This window comes from Neorhizobium sp. IRS_2294 (assembly GCF_050500145.1).
GTDB lineage: Bacteria > Pseudomonadota > Alphaproteobacteria > Rhizobiales > Rhizobiaceae > Neorhizobium > Neorhizobium soli.
Genome location: NZ_CP191439.1, coordinates 2,786,437 through 2,805,947 on the forward strand (window position 1 = coordinate 2,786,437; position 19,511 = coordinate 2,805,947).

16 protein-coding genes are annotated in these 19,511 nt (G+C 60.8%); 7 read left to right on the forward strand and 9 right to left on the reverse strand.

Annotated elements, in window-relative coordinates:
* Positions 1 to 152 precede the first annotated feature (152 nt).
* Both ACQY1K_RS13575 and fucP read left to right on the forward strand, forming a co-directional pair.
* A complete protein-coding gene (locus ACQY1K_RS13575) occupies positions 153 to 1,676 on the forward strand; it encodes an outer membrane beta-barrel protein (RefSeq protein ID WP_430257592.1) in 1,524 nt (507 codons plus the stop codon).
* 393 nt (positions 1,677 to 2,069) lie between these two features.
* Entirely contained in the window at positions 2,070 to 3,347 is a 1,278-nt protein-coding gene (fucP, locus tag ACQY1K_RS13580; protein WP_430259017.1) for an L-fucose:H+ symporter permease, read from the forward strand.
* 81 nt (positions 3,348 to 3,428) lie between these two features.
* Here fucP and galU read toward each other — a convergent pair whose 3' ends face one another.
* The gene (gene galU / locus ACQY1K_RS13585; protein WP_062460958.1) at positions 3,429 to 4,316 is read right to left on the reverse strand and encodes a UTP--glucose-1-phosphate uridylyltransferase GalU; all 888 of its coding nucleotides are present in this window, start codon (positions 4,314 to 4,316) and stop codon (positions 3,429 to 3,431) included.
* A gap of 198 nt (positions 4,317 to 4,514) precedes the next feature.
* Between galU and ACQY1K_RS13590 the strand changes: the two genes are divergently transcribed.
* From ACQY1K_RS13590 to ACQY1K_RS13600, 3 genes are all read left to right on the forward strand, one after another.
* Positions 4,515 to 5,735, forward strand: a complete 1,221-nt coding sequence (locus ACQY1K_RS13590; protein WP_082472037.1) for a lytic murein transglycosylase — start codon at positions 4,515 to 4,517, stop codon at positions 5,733 to 5,735.
* Positions 5,736 to 5,844: 109 nt separating this feature from the next.
* A complete protein-coding gene (locus tag ACQY1K_RS13595) occupies positions 5,845 to 7,011 on the forward strand; it encodes an SGNH/GDSL hydrolase family protein (RefSeq protein WP_430257593.1) in 1,167 nt (388 codons plus the stop codon).
* 118 nt (positions 7,012 to 7,129) lie between these two features.
* A complete protein-coding gene (locus ACQY1K_RS13600) occupies positions 7,130 to 8,050 on the forward strand; it encodes an alpha/beta fold hydrolase (protein WP_430257594.1) in 921 nt (306 codons plus the stop codon).
* Positions 8,051 to 8,090: 40 nt separating this feature from the next.
* Here ACQY1K_RS13600 and ACQY1K_RS13605 read toward each other — a convergent pair whose 3' ends face one another.
* From ACQY1K_RS13605 to gltB, 4 genes are read right to left on the reverse strand one after another with little or no spacing between them, the layout of a single operon-like run.
* On the reverse strand, positions 8,091 to 8,249 hold the full coding sequence (locus ACQY1K_RS13605; RefSeq protein ID WP_430257595.1) for a hypothetical protein: 159 nt from the start codon (positions 8,247 to 8,249) through the stop codon (positions 8,091 to 8,093).
* 52 nt (positions 8,250 to 8,301) lie between these two features.
* Entirely contained in the window at positions 8,302 to 9,756 is a 1,455-nt protein-coding gene (locus ACQY1K_RS13610) for a glutamate synthase subunit beta (protein WP_062582335.1), read from the reverse strand.
* Between the two features lie 15 nt (positions 9,757 to 9,771).
* Complete coding sequence (locus ACQY1K_RS13615; RefSeq protein ID WP_207105886.1) at positions 9,772 to 9,942, reverse strand: hypothetical protein; 171 nt, start codon at positions 9,940 to 9,942, stop codon at positions 9,772 to 9,774.
* Positions 9,939 to 14,675, reverse strand: coding sequence for a glutamate synthase large subunit (gltB, locus tag ACQY1K_RS13620; protein ID WP_430257596.1), 4,737 nt, complete (start codon positions 14,673 to 14,675; stop codon positions 9,939 to 9,941). Before gltB ends, ACQY1K_RS13615 begins: the two co-directional genes overlap by 4 nt.
* A 477-nt stretch (positions 14,676 to 15,152) precedes the next feature.
* Here gltB and ACQY1K_RS13625 point away from each other — a divergent pair, with 477 nt between their 5' ends.
* Complete coding sequence (locus tag ACQY1K_RS13625; RefSeq protein ID WP_430257597.1) at positions 15,153 to 16,205, forward strand: threonine aldolase family protein; 1,053 nt, start codon at positions 15,153 to 15,155, stop codon at positions 16,203 to 16,205.
* A 3-nt stretch (positions 16,206 to 16,208) separates the two neighbouring features.
* On the opposite strand, the gene ACQY1K_RS13630 is transcribed toward ACQY1K_RS13625, so the two are convergent.
* On the reverse strand, positions 16,209 to 17,066 hold the full coding sequence (locus tag ACQY1K_RS13630; RefSeq protein ID WP_430257598.1) for a LysR family transcriptional regulator: 858 nt from the start codon (positions 17,064 to 17,066) through the stop codon (positions 16,209 to 16,211).
* Positions 17,067 to 17,163: 97 nt separating this feature from the next.
* Between ACQY1K_RS13630 and ACQY1K_RS13635 the strand changes: the two genes are divergently transcribed.
* A complete protein-coding gene (locus tag ACQY1K_RS13635) occupies positions 17,164 to 18,165 on the forward strand; it encodes a bile acid:sodium symporter family protein (protein ID WP_062582327.1) in 1,002 nt (333 codons plus the stop codon).
* A 16-nt stretch (positions 18,166 to 18,181) separates the two neighbouring features.
* Here the strand turns inward: ACQY1K_RS13635 and mazF are convergent, their stop codons facing one another.
* From mazF to ACQY1K_RS13650, 3 genes are all read right to left on the reverse strand, one after another.
* Positions 18,182 to 18,517: an endoribonuclease MazF gene (mazF, locus tag ACQY1K_RS13640; RefSeq protein ID WP_113165486.1), complete on the reverse strand. Its 336-nt coding sequence runs from the start codon at positions 18,515 to 18,517 to the stop codon at positions 18,182 to 18,184.
* Positions 18,514 to 18,756 carry an AbrB/MazE/SpoVT family DNA-binding domain-containing protein gene (locus ACQY1K_RS13645; protein WP_113165485.1) on the reverse strand — a complete coding sequence of 81 codons (243 nt, stop codon included), beginning with the start codon at positions 18,754 to 18,756 and terminating at the stop codon, positions 18,514 to 18,516. Before ACQY1K_RS13645 ends, mazF begins: the two co-directional genes overlap by 4 nt.
* 168 nt (positions 18,757 to 18,924) lie before the next feature.
* A complete protein-coding gene (locus ACQY1K_RS13650; RefSeq protein ID WP_062460976.1) occupies positions 18,925 to 19,407 on the reverse strand; it encodes an Hsp20 family protein in 483 nt (160 codons plus the stop codon).
* Positions 19,408 to 19,511 lie beyond the last annotated feature (104 nt).

Sequence of the window (19,511 nt, forward strand, 5' to 3'; positions counted from 1 at the left end):
ATAAACTAACCCTTTCGAGGCATACTTCGCGATAAATCCGACAAGGTGACATTCGTGTTTCAAAGCATACACTTAGCCAGGACGGACCTGTGGATGCGGAGCGACGCTGGACTTTGCCTTTGGATCAGCATTTCCGATTTCCGGGCAGTCCGATGATTATCAGCAGGACAAAAGCCACGACGCTTTCGTTGCGCGGCCGTGCGTATGGACTGCTGCTGGCCGGCTCGGCACTGATCCTCCCGTCGGCTGCCGTTTCGCAGAGCCTTTTTCCAGACAGTGGCAGCGCGCTTCCAGCCATTCCCAGCAGCCAGGTCGGAACAGCCGGAACATCGACGATTACCCGCAATACCCCGACTGCACCGGTCGGCGGGACGATTCCCGGCATAGTCGCCGTTGCCGGAGACGAACGGGCCGCCGATACGACGGCGCAACAGAGTGCGGCCGCGCGTGTTCAGGAGCAGGAAGTCGACCTCAACCAGCCGATCGGTCCGTCCGATCTCGAGCCGCTCGATGATGGTCCCGAGGCAATCGATCCGCAGGAGGCTCCGCGTCAAGAGGTGGATCCGACCGGCATCCGGCTCGGCACGTTCATGCTGCGCCCGTCCATCAATCAGAGCATCAACACAGAAATCACCCGCGAGAACGGATCGAAGGAAACGCGCAACTACGCGGCAACCGGGATTCGCGGAACGCTGACCTCCGACTGGTCACGGCATGCGCTGACAGTTACCGGCGAAACCACGATCGAGCACAATTTCACCAAGAGCAAGGAAGGCGAGGATCCGGAGGGCAAGATCAGCGCGGATCTGCGTCTCGATCTTGCAGACGATACCATTGCGCATCTGACCAGCGGCTACAGCTTTACCCGTGAGGACAATGACGACCCGAACGCCGTCGGTGGCGCCGACGTCCAGTCCGGCGTGCATCTGTTCCAGACCGGGGCCTCAATCGGTCGCGACATCGGCAAGATCAGAGCACTCGCCGCCGTCAACGGCTCTCGATATGTCTATACCGAGGCAAAGCTTGCGGACGGCGGCACGCTCAACATGAAAGACCGCAATCGCAGCGGCATCGATGGACGACTGCGCCTCGGCTATGAACTTTCGCCTGCCCTCATCCCGTTTGGGGAAATCGCATCGGGCCACACATTCTACGATCGCAAGCGCGATGCTTCTGGCTATCAGCGCTCATCGCAGACCTATGCCGCGCGCACCGGCGTCGAGTTCGATTTCGGCGAGAAACTGCGCGGCGAGTTGGGAACGGGCTATGAGGTCGTCGACTACGAGGATAACCGCCTCAAGAATGTCGGTGGCATCAGCTTTGATGGCGATGCGACCTGGTCACCTCAGCGCGGCACCGACGTCAATCTCGGTCTGCGCACGACAGTCCAGGATTCCACAACGCCCGGCGAAGGCGGATGGGTGGAGTATGAACTCACCGCAGCGCTTGCGCACGAGATGCGCGACAGCGTCGTGGCACGCCTGAGCGGCAGCACCGTGTTCCGCAACTTTGATTCCGGTAGCGAAGACGAGGTCACCTGGCTTGCCGGCGCGGGGATAACATGGGCGATCAACCGCTATCTCGATCTCACGAGCGACGTTGAATACGAGAAAACCACGGGCGGCACCGAACAGAACATCGTCCGCGCGGGCATGGGCCTGACTCTGAAGCGATAGCGCCCATCAGGCAATCACGTTTCCGTGATATCTATCCCGGTACTGCCGCCACTCGGCGCCAATGCTTCGACATGTGTGCCTTCACAATAGGCATAAAGTACGAAGTCGCCCTAAACGGCCCGGGATCGGAATGGGTTCTGTCTCCAACATACCTTTCGGCGAACAATAATTTCCGCACTGCAGCAATCGTTGCTCCAGCTACTCCTCCAGCGCATGGCTTCTCCAGCCGATCACGCCGTCCATGCACGTTGTACAAAGCTTGCGCCCGGGCTTCCGCCCACTTCCCCTCAGGACTGTCCGCAACATATAAGCGCTCACGACGAATTGTCGCAGTGCAGCATTAATGCACTCCATCGATACATCCTGATAGATTAGAGGCTCAACGTGGCTGGAATTCCAACAGACAGCGCGACCACACCGCGCACAGCAACGAGTTCGACGGCAGGTAACAATTACCGCTTCGCTCTCGTTGCCCTGACTTCCCTGTTTTTCATGTGGGGCTTTATCACCTGCCTGAACGACATTCTGATCCCACACCTGAAGAACGTCTTCCAGCTCAACTACACCCAGTCGATGATGATCCAGCTGTGCTTCTTCGGCGCCTATTTCATCGTGTCGCTGCCGGCCGGCGCGCTTGTGAAGCGCATCAGCTACAAATGGGGCATTGTCGTCGGCCTGCTGATTGCAGCGATCGGCTGTGCGCTGTTCATCCCGGCTGCCAGCTACCGCGTCTATGCGCTGTTTCTCGGTGCGCTGTTCGTGCTGGCAAGCGGTGTCACCATTCTGCAGGTTGCCGCCAATCCCTATGTGACGGAGCTGGGCGCCCCTGAAACTGCCTCGAGCCGGCTGACGCTGACCCAGGCCTTCAACTCGCTCGGAACCACGATCGCACCGCTCTTCGGCGCCTTCCTCATCCTGTCGGCCGCGACCGGCGACATCCAGAGCGCCAGCGGCGAACAACTCGAAGCCTTGCGCCTCGCAGAGGCTGATGCCGTCCGCTTCCCTTACATGCTTCTGGCAATCGCCTTCCTCGTGCTGGCCGCCGTCTTTGCAGCCCTGAAGCTGCCGCATGTCGAAACGGAAGACACGACGGTCGCTGAAGGCGGCGAACGTAGCTCCGCGTGGGCCTACCGTCACCTCGTTCTCGGCGCGATCGGCCTGTTCGTCTATGTCGGCGCCGAAGTGTCGATCGGCTCGTTCCTGGTCAATTACCTGGCAGAACCAAGCATCGCCGGCATGCCGGAATCGGAAGCCGCCCATTACGTCGCCTATTTCTGGGGCGGCGCCATGATCGGTCGTTTCGTCGGCGCCTATGTCATGCGCTTCGTCGACGACGGCAAGGCGCTGGCGTTCAATGCCGGTGTTGCGATCCTGCTCATCCTGCTCACGGTGTTTGCCGGCGGCTCGCTGGCGATGTGGTCGGTGCTCGCCATTGGCCTGTTCAACTCGATCATGTTCCCGACCATCTTCAGCCTGGCACTCAAGGGTCTTGGTCGCCACACCAGCCAGGGATCGGGCATCCTCTGCCTGGCGATCGTCGGCGGTGCCATCCTGCCGGTCGTGCAGGGCATGCTGGCCGATACGGTCGGCATCCACCTCGCCTTCCTGATGCCGGCGATCTGCTACCTCTACATCGCCTATTACGGCCTCAAGGGCCACAGGGCCGCCTGATCGAAGGCATCGATCCCTGAAACGAGAAACGCCCCCGCGATCATCTCGCGGGGGCGTTTTCTTTTGCAGTAAAGGATAGGCTTACATCAGCTTCGAGACGAGCGCCTTCAGCGGCTCTTCGATCGCCGGGCGAATGTCCGGGCGCTGCAGGGCAAAGGCGATATTGGCCATGATGAAGCCGTCCTTGGCGCCGCAGTCGTAGGTCTCGCCCTTGAAGTGGTAGCCGGCAAATTCCTGGCTCTTGGCCAGCGCCAGCATGCCGTCGGTCAACTGGATCTCGTTGCCGGCGCCACGTTCCTGGGTTTCCAGGATCTTGAAGATTTCCGGCTGCAGGATGTAGCGGCCGTTGATGAAGAAGTTCGAAGGAGCTGTGCCCTTGGCAGGCTTTTCGACCATCTCGGTGATCTTGAAACCGTCGCCGACGGTCTCACCCTTGCCGACGATACCGTACTTGTGGGCCTGATCCGGATCGCATTCCTCGACCGCGAGAACGTTGCCGCCGGTCTGATCGTAGAGTTCGACCATGCCCTTGAGGCAGCTCTTTTCCGACGACATGATCATGTCCGGCAACAGGACCGCGAAGGGTTCGTTGCCGACGATGTCGCGCGCACACCATACGGCGTGACCGAGACCGAGCGGAACCTGCTGGCGGGTGAAGCTCGCCGTACCGGCCTTTGGCAGGATATGCGAGAGCAGCGTCAGTTCGGCATTCTTGTTCCGCTCGCGCAGCATCTGCTCGAGTTCGAACTGAATATCGAAATAGTCTTCGATCACACCTTTGCCACGGCCGGTCACGAATACGAAATGTTCGATGCCGGCTTCCGCCGCTTCATCGACCACATACTGGATGACCGGCTTGTCGACGACCGTCAGCATTTCTTTTGGCACAGCCTTTGTGGCCGGCAGGAAGCGGGTGCCGAGGCCCGCAACAGGGAAGACTGCTTTACGAATTTTCCGTTCTTGTGACACTCATGCCTCCTGATGCATTTCGCTGTGCGGTTTCGGGTCTTTTGTCGGCTGTAATAAACATTTGCTACCTTTTAGCAAAGATCTGCCCCGGCCGCGCGTTTCATGGTAAAGAATTTGTTGACCCTATCCTGTTATCACATCGTTGAGCCGCATCCCGATCTCGCCATGATGGCCAGAATAAAAATGGACCGACTGCCGATGAAAAAAATCAGCCCCAATCGCTTCCGCGCAACGATCTTCTCGCTTGTCGCCGGCCTTGCCATATCGACCTGCGCGATAGATGCCCGCGCCGATGCCGGTTTCAAGACGTGGGTTGCAAATTTCTATTCGACTGCTGCCAAAAGCGGAATCAGTCGCTCGACCTATGATCGCGCCTTTGCAGGCATCAGCGGTCCCGATCAGGAAGTCCTGCGCAAGGCCGAGTACCAGCCGGAATTCAAGTCGAAAATCTGGGATTATCTCGACAGCCGCGTCAATCCCTACACGGTCAAGATCGGCCGCGAAATGGCTGCCCGCCATGGCGCGACGCTGAACGCCGTGGAGCGGCATTTCGGTGTCGACAGAAACATTCTCCTCGCCATTTGGTCGATGGAATCCAACTATGGCGCAGCTCTGGAAAATCCCGAACGTCTGCACCACGTGCCGCAGGCACTGGCGACGCTCGGCTGGGGCGATCCGAAGCGCGGCAAGTTCGCGCGCAACCAGCTGATCGCCGCCTTGAAGATTCTCCAGGCTGGCGACGTATCCCCCAAGCAGCTGACCGGTTCCTGGGCAGGCGCGATGGGCCATACCCAGTTCATCCCGACGAGCTACCTGCTCTATGCGGTCGACGCTGATGGCAACGGCAAGCGCGACATCTGGCATTCGGTTCCCGATGCGCTGGCGACCTCCGCCAACCTCCTGGCCAAGAACGGCTGGACTGCCGGCAAGACCTGGGGCTACGAATCCGTGCTTCCCGCCGGCGCCGCAAAATACGAAGGCCAGAGCAAGACCCTGGCACAGTGGGCAGCGCTGGGCTTCCAGCGTCCGAACGGCAAGGGTTTTCCGCGCGGAGCAGACCGCGCGACATTGAAGCTGATGGCCGGCGCGAACGGTCCAGCCTACCTGATGCTCTCCAACTTCTTCACCATCAAGCGCTACAACGCAGCCGACAGCTACGCGCTCGCGGTCGGTCTTCTCGCCGACGAGATCGCAGGTTTCGGCGGTGTACAGCAGTCCTGGCCGCGCCCCAACGGCACGCTCGACATCAAGGAGAAGTTCGAGCTGCAGAGCCGCATGAAGGAACTCGGCTATTACGAAGGCGAAGTGGACGGCAATTTCGGCTCCGGCTCGAAGGCCGCGATCTCCGCCATTCAGAAGCGCCTTGGCATGCAGCCGGATGGCGAGCCGTCGCATTCTCTTCTCAAGGCGATCCGTTGAGGCTAGCATGCGATGCGCCGCATCGTGAACGGTGCGGCCAAAAGGCATGAAAACGATGAAGCTCTTGCGCCACAACAGGCCAAACCGACGCCTGGTCCGGACGGTATTCATGGTAGCGACCAGCCTCGTGCTGTCGCTGCCATCAACCGTTTCGTTTGCCCAGGACGGCGGCGATCGGCGCAACCTGTTCAACATGCTGTTCGGTGCGCCCCGCACAGAGCGATATGAACGCTACGAACGTCCGACCCGGCGATATGACCGGCAGGATGGATCGATCATCGAGATGGCGCCACGCCGGCAGAGAAGCCGTGCCACTCCGCAGGCTGCGGCTCCCCGCACGAGGACGGCGCCGATACCCTCTCAGCCCCAGGCCGAACCCGTCGCCAAACTGGAAACCGCCAAAAAGATCCTCGTTATCGGCGATTTTCTCGCCGGCAATATCGGGGGTGAGCTGGAAGCGACGTTTGCGACCTCCCCGGGGGTTTCGATCATCAGCCGCAGCGACGGATCCTCCGGCCTGGTGCGCGACGACCATTACGACTGGCTTGGCCAACTGCCGGCTATTCTCGACGAGGCCAAACCCGCGATCGTGGTCGTCATGCTGGGTGCCAACGACCGCCAGCAAATGGACACCGCCAGCGGCCGCGAGAAATTCCGCACGGATGCCTGGTTCAAACAATATGAAACCCGTGTCGCGGAGCTTGCAGGCATGATCGCGCAGCGCAAGCTGACGCTGCTTTGGGTCGGCCTGCCGGCGTTCCAGTCGCCATCGATGATGGCGGACGCGGTCACGCTCAACACGCTTTATCGGGGACAGGTGGAGAAGGTCGGCGGCGAATTCGTCGACATCTGGGACGGCTTCGTCGACGAGGACGGCAGGTTCGTCCTGACTGGCTCGGACGTCAACGGACAGCAGGTACGCCTGCGCAATTCCGACGGCATCACGCTCACCAAGCCCGGCAAGGAAAAGCTCGCCTTCTATGTCGACAAGGTCCTGCGCCGGCATCTGGGCGACATGGCAAGCCCCGATCTCGCCAAATTCGACAGCAGCACCCTCCCGCCGCTCCAGACGCTCGAATCTCCTGCCAACCCCGAAGTGCCCGTACGGCCGATCAGCCTGGTTGACCCGGAGCTGGACGGCGGCCAGGAGCTTCTGGGCGGCAATGCGCCACCGGCCCGTCTGACGGAAACGCCGCGCGACAAACTGGTCAAACGCGGCGAACTCGAGCCCGCCCCGGCCGGTCGGATCGACGACTACCGGCTCACGACCCAGTAGGTCTTTGACACGAGCGCGAGCTCTCGCCTGTAGCTTCGTGAAAAAACGTGCTACATAGTCATAAATTCCCAGTTCAGACGTGCATGGCCTAGCTGATCTCTTTTATCGGAGTGCCCGCATGAACCTGCTTTTTCGCGTTATCGTATCCACGATCCTGCTTGCGACGCCGGTCCTTGCAGAGGTTCCGCCGTTTCCATCCACCTTCAGGACCCAAACTGTCCATGTCGGCAACGTAGACATCCATCTCCGGATTGGCGGCAGGGGACCTGCCGTCGTTCTGCTACATGGCTACGGCGAAACCGGCGACATGTGGGCGCCGCTGGCTGCAAAGCTCGAGATGGATCATCTGGTCATCGTTCCCGATCTTCGCGGCATGGGTCTGTCATCACACCCCGAAGGCGGCTTCGACAAGGCGAGCCAGGCCCGCGACTTGGCGACCATTCTCGACGGACTGCACATCGATCGTTTCGCGCTGGTTACGCACGATATCGGCAACATGGTGGGCTTCGCCTTCGCGACGCAGCAACCCGCCCGCGTGACCCGCTTCGCGCTGCTCGATGCGCCCGTTCCCGGCATCGGCCCATGGGACGAGATCCTGAAAAACCCGCTTCTCTGGCATTTCCGCTTCGGGGGGCCGGACATGGAGCGTCTCGTCGCCGGGCGCGAGCGGATCTATCTGGACCGGTTCTGGAACGAATTTTCCGCCGACCCAAAGCGGTTCGACGAAGCATCCCGCAAACACTATGCCGCCCTCTATGCCTTGCCAGGCGCCATGCATTCCGGCTTCGCCCAGTTCGCGGCCTTCGACCAGGATGCGATCGACAACCGCGCCTGGGCAGCCACAGGCGCAAAACTGGAAATGCCCATTCTGGCCGTTGGCGGTGAAAAGTCCTTCGGGCCGGGCATGGCGGCGGTGATGCGCACGGCAGCCACGCAGGTCAGCGAAGGCGTAATCGCCGATGCCGGCCACTGGCTGATGGAAGAACAGCCGGATGCCACCGTCAAGATGATCGACGCGTTTCTCTCCAGCAGCGAGTGATACGATCGTTAAACCAGACGCTTATCGTGGAACGCAAGTGTCACCCAAGCAGCAATTCGGGTCGATCCTTGTGATGACCGTCTGCGCGCAGGAATCGGATCGTGAAATTACTGATCCGGGCGATGCACAGCGTATCGAGCAGGCCAAGATCGATTGCGGGATGGTCATGGGCAAGCATGACCTGATTCTGCCGAAACAAAAACGTCCCCTCCCCGCGAAACGGAGAGAGGCCGTTCATTTTGACATATCAGTTAGCGCGGCAGGACGCTCGATCCCATCAGCGCTTCGTCGATGGCTCTTGCTGCCTGACGGCCTTCGCGGATCGCCCACACCACCAACGACTGGCCGCGGCGAACGTCGCCGGCGGTCCACAGCTTGTCGACCGAGGTCTTGTAGTCGCGCTCGTTGGCAATGACGTTGGTGGAGCCGCGGCGGTCGACATTGAGCGCCAGCTTGCCATCGAGTTCGGACAGCACGCTATCCGTTGCAGGGCCCGAGAAGCCGATGGCGATGAAGGCGAGATCGGCCTTGATGATGAAGTCGGTGCCCGCGATCGGCTGGCGGCGATCATCCACTTCGCAGCAGCGAACGCCGGTCAGCTGGCCGTCTTCGCCGACGAATTCCAGCGTTGCCACCTGGAACTCGCGGATCGCGCCTTCGGCCTGGCTGGACGACGTGCGCATCTTGGTGGCCCAGAATGGCCACACCGCGAGCTTGTCTTCCTTTTCCGGCGGCTGCGGGCGGATGTCGAGCTGGGTCACCTTGACGGCGCCCTGGCGGAACGCGGTCCCGACGCAGTCGGAAGCGGTATCGCCACCGCCGACGACGACGATATGCTTGCCACCGGCAAGGATCGGCTCGGCGGCCCAGGCGACGCTGTCGATATTTTCGCGGCCGATGCGGCGGTTCTGCTGCACCAGATACGGCATCGCATCATAGACGCCGTGCAGTTCCGTGCCGGGAATGCCGGCCGGACGCGGAGTTTCCGAACCGCCGCAATAAAGCACGGCGTCGAATTCCGCGGTCAGTTCCTCCACCTTCTTGTCGACGCCGATATTGACGCCGTAATGGAAGGTCACGCCTTCGCCGGTCATCTGCTCGACGCGACGGTCGATGAAGTTCTTCTCCATCTTGAAATCAGGAATGCCGTAGCGCAGCAGACCGCCGGCCTTCGATTCCCGCTCGAACAGATGCACGTCGTGACCGGCGCGCGAAAGCTGCTGGGCCGCCGCCATGCCGGCCGGACCGGAACCGATCACGGCAACCTTGCGGCCACTCTTCACCGTCGCCGGCTGCGGCACGATATAGCCGAGCTCATAGGCCTTGTCGGCAATCGCCTGCTCGACGGTCTTGATCGCGACCGGCGCATCTTCGAGGTTGAGCGTACAGGCTTCCTCGCACGGCGCGGGACAAACGCGACCGGTGAATTCCGGGAAGTTGTTGGTGGAATGAAGGTTGCGGATCGCCTCCTCCCACTTGTTGTTGTAGACGAGGTCGTTCCAGTCGGGAATCTGGTTATGAACAGGGCAGCCGGTCGGGCCGTGGCAATAGGGAATGCCACAGTCCATGCAGCGGGCCGCCTGTTTCGTCACTTCCGCATCCGACATCGGAATGGTGAATTCGCGGAAATGGCGGATACGATCGGACGCCGGCTGGTACTTGCCAACCTGCCGGTCGATTTCCATGAATCCCGTAACTTTGCCCATAGTCTTCCCCTCAGTTCACAGAGGCGGCCATTGCGGCCCCCAGTACCAGTAGGCGAAACCGATCACCGCCCCCAGCACCACAAATTCCAAAACTAGCGCACCATTGACCAGTGCGGCGACCGTTGGAACGGCCGCGGCGATTGCCACGGCCACTCCGGCATGAACGATGCGTCCCTTTCGGTTCACTCCGCAGCCACGCCCATCCGCATCCGTTCCATCTCCACCAGCGCACGGCGATATTCGACCGGCATGACCTTGCGGAATTTTGGACGGAACTCGCTCCAGCGGTCGAGAATGTCCTTGGCGCGGGTCGAGCCGGTATAATGCATGTGGTTGGAAATCAGCTGGTAGAGCCGTTCCTCGTCGTGACGCGTCATGTCTTCGGAAACGTCCACGCGTCCCTTGTGCATGATGTCGCCGCCGTGGTGGTGCAGCTTTTCCAGCATGTCGTCTTCTTCCGGAACCGGCTCCAGTTCCACCATCGCCATGTTGCAGCGCTTGGCGAAATCGCCCGTCTCATCCAGCACGTAAGCCACGCCGCCCGACATGCCGGCTGCGAAGTTGCGGCCGGTTTCGCCGAGCACGACGACGATGCCGCCGGTCATGTATTCGCAGCCGTGGTCGCCCACGCCCTCGACCACCGCGATGGCGCCCGAGTTGCGCACCGAGAAACGCTCGCCGGCAACGCCGCGGAAGTAGCACTCGCCGGTCGTTGCGCCGTAAAGCACGGTGTTTCCGACGATGATCGAGTTCTCAGCGACGATGCTGGAGTTTTCCGGAGGCCGCACGATGATGCGCCCACCCGACAGACCCTTGCCGACATAGTCGTTGCCGTCACCGATCAGATCGAACGTGATGCCGCGTGCGAGGAAGGCCGCGAACGACTGACCGGCCGTGCCGCGCAGCGTCACATGGATCGTATCGTCCTTAAGACCCTTCTGGCCCCAGCGCTTGACCAGCGCACCCGACAGCATGGCGCCGACGGACCGGTCGACGTTCTTGATCGGCACTTCGAAGACGACAGGCTCCTTGCTTTCAAGGGCTGCCTGCGACTTCTCGATCAGCTTGCGGTCGAGAATATCGTCGATCGGATGCTTTTGCCGCTCGGTCCAGTAGGTCGCAGACTTCGGAGCCTCAACCTTGTGGAACAGTTTTGTGAAGTCGAGACCCTGCGACTTCCAATGCGCCAGCATGTCGTCCTTCTCGAGCAGTTCGGAAAGGCCGATGATCTCGTCGAACTTGGTGAAGCCCAGCGATGCGAGGATCTCGCGCACTTCCTCAGCCACGAAGAAGAAGTAGTTGATGACGTGTTCCGGCGTGCCCTTGAAGCGCTTGCGCAGGACCGGATCCTGCGTCGCGACACCAACGGGGCAGGTGTTGAGATGGCACTTGCGCATCATGATGCAGCCGGCGGCAATGACAGGCGCCGTCGCAAAGCCGAACTCGTCTGCTCCGAGAAGGGCACCGATGATGACGTCGCGGCCGGTCTTCAGGCCACCATCGACCTGCAGCGCGATCCGCGACCGCAGACCGTTCAGCACCAGCGTCTGCTGGGTCTCGGCAAGGCCGATTTCCCAAGGCGAACCTGCATGCTTCAGCGATGTCAGCGGCGAAGCGCCCGTGCCACCGTCGAAGCCTGCAACCGTGATATGGTCGGCGCGGGCCTTGGCAACGCCTGCCGCAACCGTGCCGACGCCCACTTCCGAGACCAGCTTGACGGAGATGTCGGAGGTCGGGTTGACGTTCTTCAGGTCGTAGATCAGCTGCGCCAGATCTTCGATCGAATAGATGTCGTGATGCGGCGGCGGCGAGATGAGGCCGACACCCGGCGTCGAGTGACGGGTCTTGGCCACGGTCGCATCCACCTTGTGGCCGGGCAGCTGACCGCCCTCGCCGGGCTTTGCGCCCTGCGCCACCTTGATCTGCAGCATGTCGGCATTGACCAGATACTCGGTCGTCACGCCAAACCGGCCGGATGCGATCTGCTTGATCGCCGAGCGTTCGGGGTTCATCGAACCGTCGGCCAGCGGCAGATAGCGATCGCTTTCCTCGCCGCCTTCACCGGTGTTCGACTTGCCGCCGATGCGGTTCATGGCGATTGCAAGCGTCGTATGCGCCTCACGGGAGATCGAGCCGAACGACATGGCGCCGGTCGAGAAGCGCTTGACGATATCGACTGCCGGTTCGACCTCGTCGAGCGACACAGGCTTGCGGCCCGACCTTTCCGCCGACTTGATCTTGAACAGGCCGCGAATGGTGTTCATCCGCACCGCGCTCTCGTTCACCATTTCGGCAAACTCGCGGTAGCGATCCTGGCTGTTGCCGCGCACGGCATGCTGCAAGGTGGCGACCACATCGGGCGTCCAGGCATGGCTTTCACCACGCATGCGGTAGGCATATTCGCCGCCGATGTCGAGCGAGGAGGCGAGAACCGGATCCTTGCCGAAGGCTGCACGGTGGCGGGTGACGGTTTCCTCGGCGATGTGATCGAGGCCAATGCCTTCGATCGACGTCGCAGTGCCGAAGAAATACTGGTTGACCAGCTCGGTGTTCAGACCGACGGCGTCGAAGATCTGGCCGCCGCAATAGGACTGGTAGGTCGAGATGCCCATTTTGGACATGACCTTGAGAATGCCCTTGCCGACCGCCTTGATATAGCGCGAGACGATCTCGGAACTGTCCACTTCCTTCGGAAACTCGCCCCGCATATGCATGTCGGTCAGCGTGTCGAAGGCAAGATAGGGGTTGATCGCTTCGGCGCCGTAGCCGGCGAGAAGGCAGAAATGGTGGATCTCGCGCGGCTCGCCCGATTCGACGACGAGACCGACCGAGGTGCGAAGACCCTTGCGGATCAGGTGGTGATGCACGGCAGCAGTCGCGAGAAGCGCCGGGATGGCAATCCGGTCCGGACCGATCTGGCGGTCGGAGAGAACGATGATGTTATAGCCGCCCTTGACCGCCGCTTCCGCACGCTCGCAGAGGCGATCGAGCATTTCCGGCATGCCTTCGGCGCCGCGCTCGATATCGTAGGTGAAATCGAGCGTCTTGGTGTCGAAACGGTCTTCCGTGTGACCGATCGAGCGGATTTTTTCCAGATCGCCGTTGGTGAGGATCGGCTGGCGCACTTCCAGACGCTTGGCGTTGGCGGCACCTTCATGGTCGAGAATGTTCGGCCTCGGCCCGATGAAGGAGACGAGGCTCATGACGAGCTCTTCGCGGATCGGATCGATCGGCGGATTCGTCACCTGCGCGAAATTCTGCTTGAAATAGGTGTAGAGCAGCTTCGACTTTTGCGACATCGCCGAAATCGGCGTGTCGGTGCCCATCGAACCAACCGCTTCCTGACCGGTCGTCGCCATCGGCGACATCAGGATCTTGGTGTCTTCGGATGTGTAGCCGAACGCTTGCTGGCGATCGAGCAGCGACACGTCGCGACGCAGCGCCCGCGGTTCGACCGGCTTCAGGTCCTCGAGGATCAGCTGCGTGCGATCCAGCCACTTTTCGTAAGGATGACGGGTTGCAAGCGTGGTCTTCAACTCCTCGTCGGAGATGATCTGACCCTTTTCCATGTCGATCAGCAGCATCTTGCCCGGCTGCAGACGCCACTTCTTGATGATGCTTTCTTCCGGAACCGGCAGCGTGCCGGCTTCGGATGCAAGAATGATGCGATCGTCGTCGGTGACGAGGTAACGGGCCGGACGCAGACCGTTGCGGTCGAGCGTCGCGCCGATCTGGCGGCCATCGGTAAAGCACACGGCAGCCGGACCATCCCATGGCTCCATCAGAGCCGCATGGTATTCGTAGAAAGCCTTGCGCTCCTTCGACATCGACTGGTTGCCGGCCCATGCTTCGGGGATCAGCATCATCATCGCATGCGCCAGCGAATAGCCGCCGCGCAGCAGGAATTCGAGCGCGTTGTCGAAGCAGGCCGTATCCGACTGGCCCTCGTAGGAGATCGGCCAGAGCTTGGAAATGTCGTCGCCGAACAGCGGCGATGACACCGACGCCTGACGCGCCGCCATCCAGTTGACATTGGAGCGCAGCGTGTTGATTTCGCCGTTATGGGCAACCATGCGGTATGGATGCGCGAGCTTCCAGGACGGAAACGTGTTGGTCGAGAACCGCTGGTGCACGAGGGCGACAGCACTTTCAAACCGCGGGTCGGCCAGATCCTTGTAATAGGCGCCGACCTGATAGGCGAGGAACATGCCCTTGTAGACGATCGTCGTCGATGACAGCGATACCGGATAGAAGCCGGTTTCCTGACCGCCGAACTGATCGTAGATACGGTTGGAGATGACCTTGCGAATGAGGAAGAGCTTGCGCTCGAAATCCTGATTGGTCGCGGCATCGCGGCCGGCGCCAATGAACACCTGGAGGTGATAGGGCTCGGTACCGGCAATATCCGGCGCCTTGGACAGCGAGGAGTTGTCGACGGGCACTTCGCGGAAGCCGATGAACTGCTGGCCCTCTTCGGCCGTCACATCGACGATGACCTTCTTGAAGTGCTCGATCTGATCCGGGTCACGCGGCAGGAAGAAGTGACCGACGGCATACTCGCCAGCCTTGGGCAGGGTGATGCCCTGCTTTGCCATTTCCTCGCGGAAGAACTTGTCGGGGATCTGCAGCAGAATGCCGGCACCATCGCCCATCAGCGGATCAGCGCCGACGGCGCCGCGATGGGTGAGGTTTTCCAGAATGAACAAGCCGTCCTTGATGATCTGGTGCGACTTCTGGCCCTTCATATGGGCGATGAAGCCGACGCCGCAGGCATCGTGCTCGTTGCGCGGGTTGTAAAGCCCCTGCGCTGCCGGAATACCGGAGGCAATGAATGGCAGACGCTGTTCGACGCCCGGGCCAGCTTCCGCCGCGGTCGCGGTGGCGGGCAGACAGTGCACTTCAGGAACATTCTTCGTCATTGCTATTCCTCCTGTTGGCCACTCACGATCGAGCTTGCAAACGGCGTATTCTTCATTTCACCCGAAGAAATGCCTCGTCCTTTCAGGCGGCAGGCTGCGGAAGCAGGAAGCCCTTGAGAGCACGAAGCATACCCTTGAACACGTCGACGGTCACCGCTCGGAAACGAAAAACCGCCTTCACTTCAGAAATTAGGACAACAATTCTGTCCTAATTCACGAATTTTATGACATATGTGCCGCCTGTCTTCAATCCCCGGCCCACGAAAAAGTTGAGGCTAAACGACAGTTGATTACTGGTTGCGATGCCAGCTTGAAACAATCTTGCGCCGCAAATGACAAAACTCGGCTTTGATTACGCGGCACGAGCAGACACCGCTCATTCGGCATGTTTCCGGATTGATCAACGGTCCAAAAGGCTTATGGTCCGCCTCGCTCAAAGCCCCGCATCTTATCCCACATCGCTTGCAAGGTAACGTCATGTTCTTCGCCTCGGACAACTGGGCTGGCGCCCATCCCGCAATCAATGAACGCTTGTCGAAGGAATCCACCCGCTTTGCCGCGGCCTACGGCAACAGCGAGCTCGACCGCTCGATCGAGGCTCGCTTCAACGAGATGTTTGAACGCGACGTCGCCGTCTTCTTTGTCGCGACCGGCACGGCAGCCAATTCGCTAGCGCTTGCCAGCGTCGCCCGCCCCGGTGGCCTCACCTTTTGTCATTCCGAAGCGCATGTGATCGAGGACGAATGCGGAGCACCCGACTTCTTCTCGGGCATGCGCATGGTCGCGGTCGAGGGCCCGGCCGGCAAGATGCTGCCGGGAAACCTCGTGGAGCGTATTTCACGCTACCCGCAGGACGCCATTCACCACGGCCGCGCCGCCGCCATCACCATGACGCAGGCAACAGAAGTCGGCACGATCTATACGCTCGATGAAATCGACGCGATCGCAAAGATCGCCAAGGACAACGGTCTGCCGCTGCATATGGACGGCGCCCGCTTCGCCAACGCACTCGTGGCGCTCGATTGCTCGCCCGCCGAGATGACCTGGAAGCGCGGCGTCGACGTGCTGTCCTTCGGCGGCACCAAGAACGGCTGCTGGTGCGCCGAGGCGATCGTGTTCTTCAATCCTGATCTCGCCAAGGATTTTGCATTCCTGCGCAAGCGCAGCGCACAGCTGTTTTCGAAATCGCGCTTTATCGCAGCCCAGTTCGACGCCTATCTGAAGGACGACCTGTGGATGGGTCTCGCCGGCCATGCCAACACCATGGCCGATCGCCTGCGCACTGGCTTCGGCGCGCTCAACAGCGCAAGGCTTGCCTGGCCGACGACATCGAACGAAGTGTTCGCGGTCCTGCCGAAAGCCTCCGCCAAGGCCGCCGAAGAACAGGGCGCACGCTTCTACAACTGGCCGGCACCCCGCGACATTCCGGAAAAGGTCAAGGCAGACGAAGTGCTCATCCGCATGGTCACATCGTTTGCGACCACGGAAGAAGACGTCGACCAGTTCCTGTCGATCTGCGCTTCCGCCTGATCGTCAGCCCTGCTTTTGCGGCGCAATCTGCGCCGTAATAAGGCTGGACAGGGCCTCGACCAGCGCGGCATCTGCGCCGCGCCTGGAAATCAGCACGAACTCGACATCCTGCAGCGTTGGCAAACGGTCCCCGGTGATCTTCTTGAGGCCTTCGGGCGCCATGCTGCGCGGCTGCACGAGCACGCCCATTCCCGCCCGCGCCGCAGCCGTCAGACCGCTGAGACTGCCGCAGGTGCAGACGATCCGCCAGGACATACCGGCTCCATCCAGCGCCTCCTGCGCCACCCGCCGCGTGATCGAGGGCGACGGGAAGGCGATCAGCGGCAGAGCATCGGTCCGGTCGATCATGCGCTCCGGATCCCGCGCCAGCCACACAAGCGGCTCGCGGTAGAGCAGACGCCCATGGGTTTCCCCCACATGCCGTTTGGCGAGAACCAGATCGAGATCGCCCGCGTCCTGCATCTGATTGAGCACGGCCGACAGCGCCACGGTCAGCTCCAGATCGACGAGTGGATGCAAACGAATAAAATCTTCGAGAATGCCCGTCAGCCGGCTCGCAACCACATCCTCGGAAACGCCGAGCCGCAATCTGCCACGCAGCCGGCTTTCGCCGAACAGCGAGGACACCTTGCTGTTGAGATCCAGCATTCCGCGCGCATAGCCCAGCAGCGCCTCCCCTTCCGTCGTCAGCCGCACGTGGTGCGTATCCCGCGAAACGAGTTGACGCCCGAGCGACTTTTCCAACCGCTGGATATGCTGGGTAACGGTCGACTGCCCGAGCCCCAGCCGCGCTGCCGTATCGGTAAAACTTCCCGTCTGCTCCAGCACGAGAAAACTGTTCAGGTGATGCAGGTTGAGCATGGTTATCCGACTTCACGATAGCTGTTAGTGTTTGCATTCAAATTCATGATAAGCGAAGACAGCCTCGACAAACAATGAAATCGTCGAAGGATTTTCCATGCGCCGCTACCTGCCGGATCGCTTCACCGTCATGCTCGTCTGCACCGTCATCCTCGCCTCCTTCCTGCCGATCCAGGGCGTATGGGCGGAATGGTTCGGGGTGGCGACCGACATCGCCATCGGCCTGCTCTTCTTTCTGCATGGCGCGCGCCTGTCGCGGGATGTGGTGGTCGCAGGCGTCCTGCACTGGCGCCTGCATCTGACGATCCTTTTGACGACGTTCGCGATCTTCCCGATCCTTGGGCTCATGATCGGGTTCGTTCCAGAAGACATCCTGCCGGCACCGCTTTACATGGGCATCCTCTTCCTCTGTGTGCTGCCGTCCACCGTGCAGTCGTCGATCGCCTTTACCTCGATGGCGGGCGGCAACGTGCCGGCGGCGATCGTCGCGGCATCCGGCTCCAACATCCTCGGCATGTTCCTGACCCCGCTTCTGGTCGGCCTGCTTCTGTCGACGACTGGCGACGCCGGCGTTTCGACCGATGCCATCCAGAAGATCGGTCTTCAGCTTCTGGCACCGTTCATCGCCGGCCAGATCCTGCAGCCGTGGATCGGCAACTGGATCCGCTCCAAGAAGAAGATCCTCTCGCCCGTCGACCGCGGCTCGATCCTGATGGTCGTGTACCTCGCCTTCTCGGAAGCGGTCATCGAAGGAATCTGGAGCCGATTTTCGGTGAGCGACATCGCGGCAGTCGTCGTCATCGACATGCTGCTTCTGACCGTCGTCATCTGCATCACCATGTTCGGCAGCAGACTGCTCGGCTTCAAAAAGGAAGACGAGATCACCATCACCTTCTGCGGCTCGAAAAAATCGCTGGCAAGCGGCGTACCGATGGCCAACGCCATCTTCTCCGGCCAGTCGGCCTCGATCGGCGCCATCGTCCTGCCGATCATGCTGTTCCATCAGATCCAGCTGATGGCCTGCGCCGCGATCGCCCAGAAATACGCCGATCGCGCCAGGGCCAAGGAAGAAGCCCTCGCCAAGGTCGCCGCAGCCTGAAGCCGGCGTACAGACCTTAAGGTCTGCCAATCAGGGCCGAAGCTTTGGTCCTGATTTCCTGAAGCTCAGAGGCTGAAACACGGCTCTTGCGTTCGGCGCGGCGTGAGCGCCAGTCGAGGCTTTTTACCTGATCTGCAAGGACGCATCCTTTGTCGTCCTTCAGAACGACCTCGAATGGATACCCTTTCACCTTCGTCGTCATCGGGCAGCAGAGCATCAGTCCGAAACGATTGTAGCTTGCGGGACTAAGGACGACTGCAGGCCGCCGCCCCGCTTGCTCGTGTCCGGACTGAGGCGAGAAATCAAGCCAGAGGATGTCGCCGGCATCGGGAACGTTGGACTGAGCGTTCACAACGCTTCTCTGCCGACCGGCGCACCAAAGTCGGCCTCGTCATGCAGATTGTTGGCGTTCATACCGGCAACAAGGTGGTCTAGCGTTGTGTCCAGTTCGGTAACAGCCTGGATAACGATACGGCCGTTTTCTTCGGATACTTCGACGACGGAATCCGGCTTGAGGTTTGCCGCTTCCATGACGGCTGCCGGAATGCGAACAGAAGCGCTGTCGCCCGATTTCTTGACAGTAACACGCATCGGCACTCCCTCACGTTGAAGATCAGGCTGAGATAATGTCGATACGGTAGGCCGCCCGGCAAACCCGGTCAATGCCAACCAAAAACGCCCCCTCCCGGCGTGGGAAGAGGCGTCTGTATGCTACCCGTGACTGGAGGTCATTGGGCTGTCATTACTCTCCGTGGCGGGTCAGTTGACCTGCTGCGGAGCGATCTGTGCTTCGATCGTCTTGACGCTGTCGGACGCATCGGCCGCAATCGAGATACGGCGTGGCTTGAGCGCTTCCGGAATGTTGCGCACCAGATCGATGTGCAAGAGACCATTCTTCAGCGAAGCGGTTTCGACTTCCACGTGATCGGCGAGCTGGAAGCGGCGCTCGAAGGCGCGCTTGGCGATGCCGCGGTAGAGATATTCGGTCTCGGCACCGGCTTCGTCATCGCTCTTCTCGCCCTTCACGGTCAGCGAATGGGCCTGGAATTCGATCGAGAGTTCCTTCTCGTCAAATCCCGCGACAGCCATCGTGATGCGATAGGTGTTGTCGCCGGTCCGCTCGATATTGTAGGGCGGATAGCTCTGCGCCTGATCGCCAAGATTGCGATTGTCGAGCAGATTGAAGAGACGGTCGAAACCGACGGTGGAGCGGTAAAGGGGGGAAAAATCGACGTGACGCATAAAGTCCTCCATTGAAGCGACGTTGCGGTTTAGGTTTGGCGTCTCACCCCGTTCTGGCGATGAAGACCCCGTTCTGCAGGCCCTTTCGGCGCCTGCAGAGGAAA